Source organism: Cupriavidus sp. FW216-B1, assembly GCF_058789195.1.
Map to the genome: position 1 here is coordinate 26033 of NZ_JBYTEL010000014.1, position 12542 is coordinate 38574.

8 protein-coding genes are annotated in these 12542 nt (G+C 63.0%); 6 read left to right on the forward strand and 2 right to left on the reverse strand.

The window, feature by feature from the left end:
- Positions 1-511: 511 nt before the first annotated feature.
- Positions 512-1927, reverse strand: a complete 1416-nt coding sequence (locus AC3WXD_RS24295) for a sensor histidine kinase (protein WP_059414626.1) — start codon at positions 1925-1927, stop codon at positions 512-514.
- Between the two features lies 1 nt (position 1928).
- On the reverse strand, positions 1929-2606 hold the full coding sequence (locus AC3WXD_RS24300) for a response regulator transcription factor (RefSeq protein WP_059414373.1): 678 nt from the start codon (positions 2604-2606) through the stop codon (positions 1929-1931).
- 176 nt (positions 2607-2782) lie between these two features.
- Between AC3WXD_RS24300 and zneB the strand changes: the two genes are divergently transcribed.
- From zneB to AC3WXD_RS24330, 6 genes are all read left to right on the forward strand, one after another.
- Positions 2783-3943, forward strand: a complete 1161-nt coding sequence (gene zneB / locus AC3WXD_RS24305; RefSeq protein ID WP_059414375.1) for a zinc efflux RND transporter periplasmic adaptor subunit ZneB — start codon at positions 2783-2785, stop codon at positions 3941-3943.
- Positions 3936-7055 (forward strand): efflux RND transporter permease subunit, encoded by a 3120-nt coding sequence (locus tag AC3WXD_RS24310; RefSeq protein ID WP_059414377.1) that lies wholly within the window; start codon positions 3936-3938, stop codon positions 7053-7055. Before zneB ends, AC3WXD_RS24310 begins: the two co-directional genes overlap by 8 nt.
- Complete coding sequence (locus AC3WXD_RS24315) at positions 7055-8533, forward strand: efflux transporter outer membrane subunit (protein ID WP_059414379.1); 1479 nt, start codon at positions 7055-7057, stop codon at positions 8531-8533. Before AC3WXD_RS24310 ends, AC3WXD_RS24315 begins: the two co-directional genes overlap by 1 nt.
- Positions 8534-9668: 1135 nt before the next feature.
- The gene (locus tag AC3WXD_RS24320) at positions 9669-11342 is read left to right on the forward strand and encodes a site-specific integrase (protein ID WP_059414381.1); all 1674 of its coding nucleotides are present in this window, start codon (positions 9669-9671) and stop codon (positions 11340-11342) included.
- A gap of 228 nt (positions 11343-11570) precedes the next feature.
- Complete coding sequence (gene yaaA / locus AC3WXD_RS24325; protein ID WP_370552864.1) at positions 11571-11822, forward strand: peroxide stress protein YaaA; 252 nt, start codon at positions 11571-11573, stop codon at positions 11820-11822.
- Positions 11798-12262 (forward strand): hypothetical protein, encoded by a 465-nt coding sequence (locus tag AC3WXD_RS24330; RefSeq protein WP_059414386.1) that lies wholly within the window; start codon positions 11798-11800, stop codon positions 12260-12262. The genes yaaA and AC3WXD_RS24330 overlap by 25 nt, the downstream gene beginning before the upstream one ends.
- Positions 12263-12542: the final 280 nt, after the last annotated feature.

A 12542-nucleotide genomic window follows, 5' to 3' on the forward strand; every position in this document is an offset into this window, starting at 1 on the left:
GGGTGCGAGTCACATCCCTTAGTCATCCTACATAGTGTTACTTGCCCATCGGCCGAATACACATCGGCAGCGGACATTCATGACTACAGCCCTCAATGTCGCAGAATGGTCGGTCAGAGCCGTCAGGCCAAGACTGCTGTCATCCGGTAGGCCGAGACCGGCCGAATCCACAGCCAGTATTTGCCACTCAGGCCGATACCCGAGAAGGCCGCATTGCCATCCTGAACGGCCGTTAGGAGCGGTTAGTCGCGAGGCACGCTACTTCGGAAACAGCAAGGTCACGACCGCGCGGCGGCCCCGTCCACGGGCACCCGCGGCAGGCGAATCTGCCCAGCATGTGCGATGGTTCGACGGCAAGCCAGCGGCAAAAGGGATACGGGTGGCTTGCTTAACTTTGCTTCGAAGATCCACTAGAACAACTGTCTATTTGAGGGTCTCCCCAAGTTCGCTGTGACGGACGGAGCTTACCAAGCTGGTTCCGCCGAGTACACTGAGTTCTCCGTCAGGTTCATCAAGATTTGATCTCCTGATGCGCGAGTGGGATCCTGACCGTGAAGACCGCGCCGCCGCTAGGTGCGTTGGCCGCCTCGATATGCCCGCCCTGCGCGTGAATGATGGACTGCGACAGGGCCAAGCCAAGGCCAACCCCCTCGCTTTCCGATGCCCGCGCGCCTGCGCCACGGAAAAACCGGTCGAACAGGTACGGCAATTCGTCTTGCGGAATGCCGGGCCCTTCGTCAACGACCTCTAGCAGGGCGCCCTGTGCGTCGGCAGTGCAGCCGACCGTGATCTTGCTGCCTGGCGGAGCGAACTTCAGCGCGTTGTCCACCAGGTTGGCCAGGGCCAGGCTGACCGATGCATGTGCCACCTTAGTGCTGGCCGCTGCATCGATGTGCACCACAAAATGGACCTGCCGCTCGCGAGCGGCCGGGCCTGCACGCAGCAGCGTCTCCGCAATCAACGCGTCTAGCGCCAGCGCCTCGCCAGTCGGGCGATCCTGGCCCGCGTCGAAGCGCGCGAGCATCAGCAATTCCTCAATCAGACGTGTCAGGCGACCGACTTCGTCCAGGCAGGAACGTAGAGTGTCTACGTACTCCTGGCTTTCGCGCCGGCGCCGCAGCGCCACTTCGATCTCGGTACGTAACCGTGACAACGGCGAGCGCAACTCGTGCGACGCATCGGCGGTGAAGCGCCGTTGCTGGTCGAACGCGTGTTCCAGGCGATCAAGCATCGCGTTCAGTGTGTTGACAAGCTGCCCGATCTCGTCTGTCGTGCCCGGATGAGGCAGACGCTCGCCTAGGTTTGTGTCGCTAATAAGCCGGGCCTTCTTCACAACGTCGTTGATACCGCTGAACGTGCGCCGCGTCAGCACAACACCGGCCGCTCCGACGGCGGCCAGTAGTGCTGCCGCCATGATGCCGAACAGGATTGCTGACGATTCGAGCACGTTGTGAACGTCATCCAGCGAGCCCGCCACCTGGATAATGATGGGCTTGCCATTCGCCACCGAGGGAAAAGACACCATACGCATCGGCTCTTCACCGAAGCTTGGCAGCGTCTGGAATATCTCATGTCCCCCTGATGCGAGTTCTGTTAGCAAGATGGGTGGCACGGGCAGGCTGGCATCGCCGAGGTTGGTGCTGCGCGCCAGTACCTCGCCCCTTACGTTGACGATTTGCACCAGACGATCCAGGCGCATCAGCGATGGCGGTGTCTCCCCTCGCGGGCGCTCATGCAACCGGACCACCCCTTGGTTGCTTTCGGCCTGCATTCCGGCCTCGGTTTCTGCCAGAGCCAGCAGCGCAGCATCGAGTTGTCCGTGTACCAGACGGGAAAGCTGCCACCACCCGGCGAAAGCCGCGCAAGCAACGATCACGACGATGACGGCCCAATGCGTCAGGACCAGCCGCTGCCGGAAGTTCAGCACGTCAGGGGGCTCCCGCCGGCACAAGCCGAAATCCCTGGCCCCGCACCGTCTGGATCAGCATCGGCATGTCGGGTGGGTCGAGCTTACGGCGTAGATTCTTCATGTGTACGTCAATCAGGTTATCGATAGCGATCAGGTCCGCATGCCAGATGTGCTCCGCGAGCTGGGCACGGCTCACGACTGCGCCCGCGCGTTCGATCAGTAGCACCAGGATTGCGTACTCCTTGGGTGTCAGCACGAGCCGCACGCCAGCGCGCGTGACAATCCGCCGCTGTGGATCGATGACAAGGTCGTCCTGCGACAATAGCGCCGGTTGTGCCAGTTTCATGCGGCGCAGCAATGCGCGCACGTGCGCGAGCAACTCTTCGAATACAAAGGGCTTGGTCAGGTAGTCGTCGGCGCCGGTGTCCAGGCCGGCGATGCGGTCGGTGAGCGCGTCGCGCGCAGTTAGCATCAGGATTGGTGTCCGCACGCCCTGCTCGCGCAGTTCCTGGCAATACGCCACGCCGCTCTTGCCCGGCAGCATCCAGTCGAGGATCACCAGGTTGAAGGCCGCGCTGTCGCAGGCGCCAGCAGCTTCGGCCGAATGCGCAATCTCGACGACGTAGCCTTCTTCCTGCAGACCGCGGGCCAGCAGGCGTGCTGCCTTCTGGTCGTCTTCCACTAATAGGATCCTCATGGGCCTGCCTTTCAAGGTCGGGACAGATTCTAGCAGTGCACCTGTTGGCCGCAAGGGCGTGCCGCTCTCCCTGAAGAAGAATTCAGGATACCTCGCCAGTGGCATGCGTACCATGGCGGAAAATTCCCGCATGTGTTGGTTTCATATCTTTCTACACATCGGCTTCGGAGTAAATAATGAAAAACAGGCCAGCCCTTCCCGGGCGCGCTGCCTACTGGCTTGCCGCACTGATCGTACTGGGTCTCGGTGGTGCAGGCATCTGGGCGCAACGCGTCAAGGAAGAACAGAAGCGCGCTGAACCTCCCGTTGCCGTGCGCCATGAAGGTGAGCGCCTGGTCGTGCCCGCCGACTCGCCGCTGCGCCGCACTCTAGTGGTGGCTGCCGTCACCCGCGAAACTGTGGCAGCGCCATTCGACCTGCCGGCCATCGTCGAGGCGGACCCGGCCAAGCTGGTCAAGGTACTGCCGCCGCTGGCGGGACGTATCGTCACGTTGAACAAGCAGCTTGGCGACTCGGTGAAGGCCGGTGACGTGCTGTTTTCGATCGATTCGGCCGACCTGGCGCAGGCGAACAGCGACGCCGCCAAGGCGCGCGCCGCGCTGACGATGGCGCGGCGCAATCTGGACCGCCAGCGCGAACTCGACAAATCGGAGATCGCCGCGAAGCGCGATTTTGAACAGGCCCAGAGCGACTACGATCAGGCTGCGAGCGAATCCGAGCGGGCCAACGCGCGCCTGGCCCAGCTCGGCGCCAAGGGTGGTGCCACGGCGCAGGTGTCCGGTGGCGGCCATATCCTGACCGTGCGTTCGCCGATCAGTGGCCGCGTCGTCGAACTGAACGCCGCCACCGGCGGTTACTGGAACGATGCCACCGCATCACTGATGACCGTGGCGGATCTTTCCCATGTCTTCGTGACGGCGAATGCGCAGGAAAAGGACCTTGGCCACGTGTACGTCGGCCAGTCGGCCACTGTCAGGTTCGATGCCTACGGCGAGCTGCAGCCAGGCAAGGTGCGCTACGTAGGCGATATCCTCGACGCCGATACCCGCACGACCAAGGTGCGCATGGTGTTCGACAACCCTGACGCCAGGCTCAAGCCCGGCATGTTCGCGCAGGCCACGTTCCTGGCGCAGTCGCACGAAGGCATCGTGGTGCCGATGTCGGCCATCGTCCAGAGCGGGTTCTACACGCGCGCGTTTGTCGAAGTGGCGCCATGGCAGTTCGAGCCGCGCGTGATCAAGCTTGGCGCGCAGGTCGGCGGCCGCATGGAGGTGAAGTCTGGCCTGGCCGCGGGTGATCGCGTGGTGGTGAAGGAAGGGGTGCTGCTGAATGATTGAGCGTCTTGTCACCCTCTGTTTCAACCGGCGCGGTATCGTCGTGCTGGTGTTCGCGATGGTCGCGCTGTACGGCTTGTATGCGTGGAAGCAACTGCCACTGGAAGCGTATCCGGACATTGCCGATACCACGTCGCAGGTGGTCACGCAGGTCAACGGCCTGGCCGCCGAGGAGGTGGAGCAGCAGATCACGATCCCGCTCGAACGCGAGATCATGGGCGTGCCCGGCATGCACGTGATGCGCTCCAAGAGCACCTTCGGCCTGTCCCTGATCACAGTGGTGTTCAAGGACGGCGCGGAAGACTACTGGTCGCGCCAGCGCTTGCAGGAGCGCATCAGCGGCGTGTCGCTGCCCTACGGCGCACAGCCGTCGCTCGATCCGCTGACTTCACCGATCGGTGAGATCTACCGCTATACGCTGGTCTCGAAGACGCGCGATCTGCGCGAGCTGTCGGAACTCCAGTTCTGGAAGGTCATTCCCCGGCTGAAGCAGGTAGCAGGCGTGGTGGATGTAGCCAACTTCGGCGGCCTGACCACGCAGTTCATGCTCGAGTTCGATCCGGTGATGCTGTCGAAGTACAACATCTCGCTGAACCAGATCACGCAGGCGATCTCGCAGAACAACGCCAATGCCGGCGGGAGCATCCTCAACCGTGGCGAACAGGGCATGGTGGTCCGCGGCGTGGGTCTGATCCGCAATCTGGACGACCTCGGCAACATCGTCGTCACGCAGAAGAACGGGGTGCCTGTGCTGGTCAAGGATCTCGGCCGCGTTGTGCTGGGCAATCCGGAACGGCACGGCATCCTGGGCATGGACAAAAACCCGGACACGATCCAGGGCATCACGCTGCTGCTCAAGAACGAAAATCCATCGGTCGTGATGGAAGGCGTTCATGAGGCCGTGCGCGACCTGAACGAGAACATCCTGCCGAAGGACGTCAAGGTGGTGGCGTATATCGACCGCAGCAATCTCGTCGATGCCACGGTGCACACGGTGGGCAAGACGCTGCTGGAAGGCATGTTGCTGGTGTCGCTGGTGCTGCTGCTGTTCCTGGGCAGCCCGCGTGCGGCGATCATCGTGGCCGTGACAATTCCCCTGTCGCTGCTGATGGCGTTCATCTTGATGCACCACTTCAAAATTCCGGCCAATCTGCTCTCGCTTGGCGCGATCGACTTCGGCATCATTGTGGACGGCGCGATCGTGGTGATGGAGAACATCCTGCGCCGACGCGAGGAAGACGCGGAGAGCGAGCTGCACGGCCGTGACATTATGCATTCGGTGTTGCAGGTGGCACGTCCGATCTTCTTCGGCATGGTCGTGATCATCACGGCTTACCTGCCACTGTTCGCCTTCCAGCGTATCGAGTACAAGCTGTTCTCGCCGATGGCGTTCGCCGTAGGCTTTGCGCTGTTCGGCGCACTGCTGGTGGCGCTGCTCCTGATACCGGGATTGGCCTACTGGGCCTATCGCAAGCCGCGCAAGGTCTTTCACAACCCCGTGCTGGCCTGGCTCGCACCCCGCTACGAGGCCGTGCTTGACCGCCTGGTAGGGCGTTCGCGGATGGCGCTTGGCATTGCCGCGGCCACGCTGGTAGGCGTAATGGTCTTGGGCGCGACCATCGGTCGCGATTTCCTGCCGTATCTCGATGAAGGCTCAATCTGGCTGCAGGTGACGCTGCCGCCGGGAATCTCGCTCGACAAGGCCGGCCAGATGGCGAACAACCTGCGTGCAGCGACCATGGAGTTTGCCGAGGTAGATCATGTGGTTACACAGGTCGGCCGCAACGACGAGGGCACGGACCCATTCACGCCCTCACACATCGAGACGGCCGTGACCTTGCATCCCTACAGCACATGGACCACCGGCCGCGACAAGCAGCAACTCATCGAGGCCATGGCGCGACGACTCCAAGAATTGCCTGGCACGCAGGTCGGCTTCTCGCAGCCAATGATCGACGGCGTGCTGGACAAGCTCGCCGGCGCGCACAGCGACCTCGTCGTGAAGGTGTACGGCAATGACTTCGTCGAGACCCGGCAGGTTGCTGACGCGATTACCCGCGTATTGAAGGAGGTACCAGGCGCACAGGACGTGATCATCGACCAGGAACCGCCGTTGCCGCAGGTTCGCATCGACGTCGATCGGGCTGCCGCGGCGCGGCTCGGCATCAATATCGCCGACGTGATGGCACTGATCCAGAGCGGTATCGGCGGGAGCCCGGTGACGCAAGTGTTTGTGGAGGACCGCAGCTATGACGTGGTGGCGCGCTTCGTTACCAGCGCGCGCAACAATCCGGAAGCGATCGGCAACTTGACGTTGACTGCCGCAAGCGGCGCACACGTGGCGCTGGCGCAGGTGGCACACATCCGCCTTGCCGAAGGCGAAACCACCATCACGCGCGAAATGAGTAAGCGCCACCTGACCGTGCGTCTGAATTTGCGCGGACGGGATCTCGCCTCGTTCCTTGATGACGCCAGGGAGCGCATCGACACGCAGGTTCCGTATGACCGCACCCATATCCGAGTGGCCTGGGGCGGTCAGTTCGAAAATCAGCAGCGCGCGCAGGCACGACTTGCCGTGATTCTGCCGATGGTGCTGACCCTGATGTTTGTGCTGCTGTTCGGCGAATTCAAGAACCTGCGCCAGCCCGCGCTAATCCTGATGGCGGTGCCGCTGGCGACGCTCGGCGGTCTGGTTGCGCTGCATCTGCGCGGCATGACGCTCAACGTGTCGTCGGCCGTGGGCTTTATCGCGCTATTCGGCGTGGCGGTACTGAACGCGATCATCATGATCGCCAACCTGAACCGCTGGCGCGATATGCCCGGGTTGAGCCTGAAAGATGCCGTCATCCGCGGCGCGGGTGAACGGATGCGGCCGGTGCTGATGACGGCAACCGTGGCGGCACTCGGCCTGATTCCGGCCGCGCTTGCGCACGGCCTCGGCAGCGATGTGCAACGCCCGCTGGCCACGGTGGTGGTGGGCGGACTGATCACGGCGACTGTGCTGACACTGGTGCTGTTGCCGGCGCTGTACTACTTGATCGAAGCGCGCGCAGCGCAGCGGGCGCGGGCAGAAGAACCCGTCGGATATGTCCCTGCCAGTAAAGGGAAACTGTAATGGCAAGAATCACTTCAGTTTACCTGGCTGCTCTACTGGCGTTCGGCACCGCCGGGTGCGCGGTCGGCCCGGACTTCCAGAGGCCACTCGCGCCGGACACCGGCCGCTATACCTCAACCGCCATGCCGGCCGAGACCGCGTCGGCGGCCACCGACGGCGGGCAGGCGCAGCAGTTCGCTCCGGGGCAGGAGGTTCCGGCGCAATGGTGGACGATGTTTGGCTCCAGCGAGCTGAACTCGCTGGTGGAAGCCGCGCTGCAAGCCAATCCGGATCTGCAGGCCATGGAGGCAGCGCTGCGCGTGACGCGCGAGAACCTGGCGGCGCAGCGCGGCGCGTTCTTCCCCAGCGTCGACGCGGAGTACACGCCGTCGCGCCAGAAGATCGCGACGATCGTTGCGAGTCCACTCTCCGATAACAGTGATCTCTTCACGCTGCACACCGCGCAGCTCAGTGTCTCGTACGTGCCCGATGTGTTTGGCGGTACGCGCAGGCAGGTAGAGGCAGGCGTGGCGCAGGCCGATGTTGCGCGGTTCCAGTGGCAGGCGGCGTATCTGACGCTGACGTCGAATGTCGTGAACGCGGCGATCCAGGAAGCGTCGCTGCGTTCCCAGATCCGCGCCACGCACGACGTCATCGCGCTGTCCACTCGTCAGCTCGAGGCGGTGCGCAAGCAACAGCGCACGGGCCAGGTTGGTGCCGCCGAAGTGGCCGCGCAGGAGGCCACGCTGGCCCAGGCCGAAGCTACATTGCCGCCGCTTGAGAAGCAGCTCGCCCAGCAACGCAACCTGCTGGCGGTGCTGACAGGGCGACTACCGAGCGATGCCGTTCCCCAGCAGTTCGAGTTCGAATCGCTCACGCTGCCCGGGACGCTGCCGCTGAGCCTGCCGTCGCGGCTGGTCGGCCAACGCCCTGACATTCGCGCGGCCGAGGCACAGATGCATGTGGCCAGCGCGCAGATCGGCGTGGCCACAGCGGCCCGCCTGCCCAACATCACGCTGACCGCGAGCTTGGGCAGTTCGTCGCAATCGCTGAGCGATCTCTTTACGTCCGGCACTGGTTTCTGGGGGATTTCGGCGGGCCTGATGCAGCCGATCTTCAAGGGCGGCATGCTGCTGCATCAGCAGCGCGCCGCGGAGCAGGCCTACAAGCAGGCCTCCGCTCAGTACCGCAGCACCGTACTGACGGCGTACCAGAACGTGGCGGACTCGCTGCATGCGATCGAAGCCGATGCCAGAGGCCTGCGGATGGCATACGATGCCGAGCGCGCCGCGTACCGAAGCTTTGACATCGCGCAGCAGCAGTGGAAGGCCGGACAGATCGGCTACCCAGCCGTACTGCTGGCCGAACAGACGTACCGGCAGGCGTCAATCACGCTGGTGCAGGCGCGCGCGAACCGCTACGCGGATACGGTGGCGCTGATCCAAGCGCTAGGCGGCGATTGGTGGAAAGAGGCAGGCAAGGATGTGGCAAACGGCTGATAAGCGGGTGCTGCCGCGCGCTATGCTACGAGAGCATCAGCTATGGAGAATTTTGCAGCCAGTATTGCTGGCGTGGTTTGCACTCGCTAGCGGATGTTCCTTCTTTGACGAGAGGTACGCGTTCGGACAAGGCTGGCGCATCGGCGAAGTTCTAAAGGTTGGATCGGCTGCAGAGTTGGCGTTCGCCGGCATCGACTGCCGCCGGAACATGCCAGACGGCGGCAATCGCGACCACCGGTTCGCGGAGATTCAGGTTGACTTCCGACAGACCGCACGCAAACATCCCCACGCGGGGGCTACCCCACCGCGGTATGCGATAGTTCCGGTGCCAGACTCGCTCCAGATCGTTCCCGGCGATCGCGTCTACGTCAATATCCAGGATTGTGCGCTGGCAATTGAGCGTTTCCCGTCTTCAAAGGAGGTTCCGTCCAGCAACCTCAACAACGGACTTGGTCCGCCGTAACGGGTTGCGCCACAGCGGCACCGCGACACCAAGCGGCCGGTAGGCGACAGTCATTTAGCCTTTGGTTCTGATGCACCGGCCGGCCGCTCTCGCTCATCGTGAGATCTTGCTTCCTCCCGCTCCTTTCGCCGCTCCCGCTTCCGCCCCTCGTACTTCTGGGTAGGCTTGTCTTCTTTGACGACTGAAGATTCGGGATGCTGGTCAGACTGCGTGGTCTCAGCCGCAGTGACAGAGAACGCTACGGTCACGAGCGACGCGGCTAGCCTGGTCCAGGAAGATATTGGCATTTCATACTCCATCTATCGATCGGAGGGCGCCCGCCGAGACGCCTTGACGATCAGAGATTCGCTGGAATCTGTGGCGCTCTAGTTTATCTCCGGTCGTCGAGGTTTCCCGACCGCTCGATGCCTTCGCTGCAATCACAAATGTTGACTTAGACATTTCGCCCCATTGAGCCACCAGCGTTGTTGCAAAAATCTTGGCGATCAGCTCGCTCGTGCATCGTTTTGGCACACAGCCGCCTGGGAAGCCCTGCATGGCCCAATCGTCCAGCGGTTTGCGCCCGGGATAGCGGGCCCGCCGCACCCGATTCCTCGTGGTCCCATAGATCTATAGAGATAAGAGTTATTATCCTTGTGCTATCAAGTTGGTACAAAACACGCTCTCACTGAAATGCCCCGACACCTGCCCAGCCCAGATGGCTTCCCCGAGACCGCTGCGCTGGCCGCGCTGCGCGCCTGGTACGAAGGCGCGAGTTCTCGCCAGGCGGTCGCGCATTTCCTTGCCGAGTGCCTTGAGCCCGGTAGGTCCGCACGCGGGCTCATCGGGCAAATCCGTCGGCAGCTCGTCCAGTACGCTCGCCAACGCCATCGTCTGGACTTGGCGAGCGTGTTCGAATGCCCGGCCGATCAACGTCAACGGCATGCGAAGGCAGCTACGCAGGCGCTCGAGCAACTGCGCATGCTGCAGCTCCCCACGCCACAGATTAGCGACGAAATCGCGCGCTGGCTGCCGGCACGTGCAGTCGATGCCTTACACGCCACGGGAATCGAGACCTTGTCCGATCTCACCGTGCGGATCCCGCGCCGGCGACAGTGGTGGACGGCCATTCCGGGACTTGGGCCTGCCAGCGCCCGCAAAATCGAAGCCTTCTTTGCCGCGCACCCGGCGCTGACTGAACGCGCTCGCGCCCTGATCGCCGCGGAGCGAACGTCGATTGTGACGCCCTGGGAACAGTTGCGGTTGCCTCACGATGTCGACGGCTCGGCCGGGGCTTTTCGGGCACTCGCGTCGAGCTGCATTCTGGGCGTGGAAAACGACTATGAGGCTATCCAGGCCTGGCTCGCGCTACACGAATCGCCGGCCACCCTGCGTGCTTACCGCAAGGAAGCTGAGCGCCTGATCCTGTGGGCCATTGCCGCGCGTGGCAAGGCGTTGTCATCGCTCACGACCAAGGATGCCACGGATTATCGGACATTCCTGCGCAAACCGACGCCACGCGAGCGATGGGTTGGTCCACCGCGCTCGCGCACATCCCCGGACTGGCGGCCGTTCGTCGATAACCTGTCGCCACGCTCAGTCGCCCATGCGCTCGCTGTCCTCAACGCCATGTTCCGCTGGCTGATCGAGCAGCGCTATGTCGTCGCAAATCCCTTTGCGGGCATTAAGGTGCGCGGCAGTCAACGCGCCATGGCGGAGGAGACCACCCACGCCTTCACGGAAGGGGAGTTGCTGCTGACCCGTGCTATCGCCAACGGACTTGAATGGTCTTACGGCTGGCAGCCTTTGGCGGCACAGCGGCTGCGCTTCCTGCTGGATTTCGGCTACGCGACCGGCCTGCGGATCAGCGAGTTGACTAGCGCCACGTTGGGCAACATTGAAATCGATGCCGCCGGGGACCACTGGCTGCATGTGGTGGGCAAGGGCGGCAAGCCGGGAAGGGTCACCCTGACACCGCTGGCGCGTGTCGCGCTGGATCGCTACCTGCAGGCGCGCGGACTTCTTGTCAGCCGTGCACGCTGGGAGCCGGCCACGCCTGTGATCGGTAGCCTGGACGGCGCAGATGGCGGCATCACAGCGCTGCGCCTATGGGAAATCATGCGCCGGTTCTTCAGGCTCGCAGTCCACGTCATTGGGGACGACCATCCGGACCTGGCCGAAAAACTCCGCCGTGCGACTCCCCACTGGATGCGACACACCCACGCCACCCATGCACTCGCCAAGGGCGTCGAGCTGAGCGCGGTGCGCGATAACCTGCGCCACGCGTCAATCTCAACCACGTCGATCTACTTGCACACCGACGACGTCAAGCGCGCGCGGCAGTTCGGGCAGGCATTTACGACCTAAACCGCAGCACAAGGCTAACCGGCTGCCCAAGCTGACCGCACTCCTTGAAGGCCAGCAAGTCCTATTGATACACGACTCGGGGTCGACCAGAAAAACCGCCAGGTTTTGCACAAAAAGGAGAGCGCTCACGAAATTCATGAATCTCCAAACTGTTGATCTAAAAGGACAAATCGAACGAAGCCGCCAGATTTTGCACGAAAAGGACGACTACCCCTCCTCGAGCCGGACGTGCCGGCCTCCCCTCCCCCGTTGCTGTTGCTGGCTTGTTCCGCGACAAAGCTCGATCAGGCCGCTCCCGCGATCGAGTTGTATCGCGGCGTGATGTACGAGACTTTCCGGGCCCACCGCCGCCCGGACTCGCAGTTGCACGTCATTATCTTGTCTGCGCTGCATGGCTTTATCGACGCGGACGCCCACATTGCACCCTATGACCTCAGAATGACGCATGGTCGCGCTTGCTGGAGGACCTCCACGTCGTGATGGCCGGCGCGACCTGGCCGGCCCGCTTTGGGGAAGTCTTCCTGGCGGGCGGCGAGCAATATCGCCGCGTGATGCGAGCGGCAGTCACCAACCGCAACTGCGCGCAACAGCCCGCGGGCCTCATTGAAACCCGCGGCGGCATCGGCGAGCAACGCTCCCAGCTCGGCAAGTTCCTGAGGTATATCGCCCTCGAGCCATCGGAGCGGATCGGGGTGCTGCCCAACGGTACACCCTGCTACCGGCGGGCCGGGAGGTTCGTTGTTGGCGACCGAGTTCGGCTCAGCTACTCGCATCTGCGCGGAGTCCCGGATAAATCGGCAACCATCCGCCGAATCTTCGCTGGTCCCCGCGGCCTGACAGCCGAAGCCGATGTTGAGGAGCCGACGCGGGGTGGTGGAATCACAGTTGTCGGCCGTTGGGTCTGTCTTCGCCACCTCTAGCCCGCTTGACCTCGAGTTATCTGTCGCTATTTCGCCGCGAAGCGGCGCATGGGTATGTGGGATGATAAATTCAGTATATAACTCTATTTGATGAGGTACGTGCCAGTCAATAACCCCTCCCTGAAGGGAGGGGCTTGAGGGAGCAATCCCGAGAGCCCGAGATTGACCAGGGCAAGCGGTAACCAGGCCGCTACGTTGTGCAGAAGTGCGCAGACCCACCGCCGAATGCTTCCTCAGTTCGGCGCTCTGGAAGCGATGGCAGCAGACAAGCCACGGGCAG

What these genes read in the sequence shown, in the direction of transcription:
- AC3WXD_RS24300 (WP_059414373.1), bottom strand. Translation starts at nt 2,606, where the DNA reads ATGAGGATCCTATTAGTGGAAGACGACCAGAAGGCAGCACGCCTGCTG.
- zneB (WP_059414375.1), top strand. Translation starts at nt 2,783, where the DNA reads ATGAAAAACAGGCCAGCCCTTCCCGGGCGCGCTGCCTACTGGCTTGCC.
- AC3WXD_RS24310 (WP_059414377.1), top strand. Translation starts at nt 3,936, where the DNA reads ATGATTGAGCGTCTTGTCACCCTCTGTTTCAACCGGCGCGGTATCGTC.
- AC3WXD_RS24315 (WP_059414379.1), top strand. Translation starts at nt 7,055, where the DNA reads ATGGCAAGAATCACTTCAGTTTACCTGGCTGCTCTACTGGCGTTCGGC.
- AC3WXD_RS24320 (WP_059414381.1), top strand. Translation starts at nt 9,669, where the DNA reads ATGCCCCGACACCTGCCCAGCCCAGATGGCTTCCCCGAGACCGCTGCG.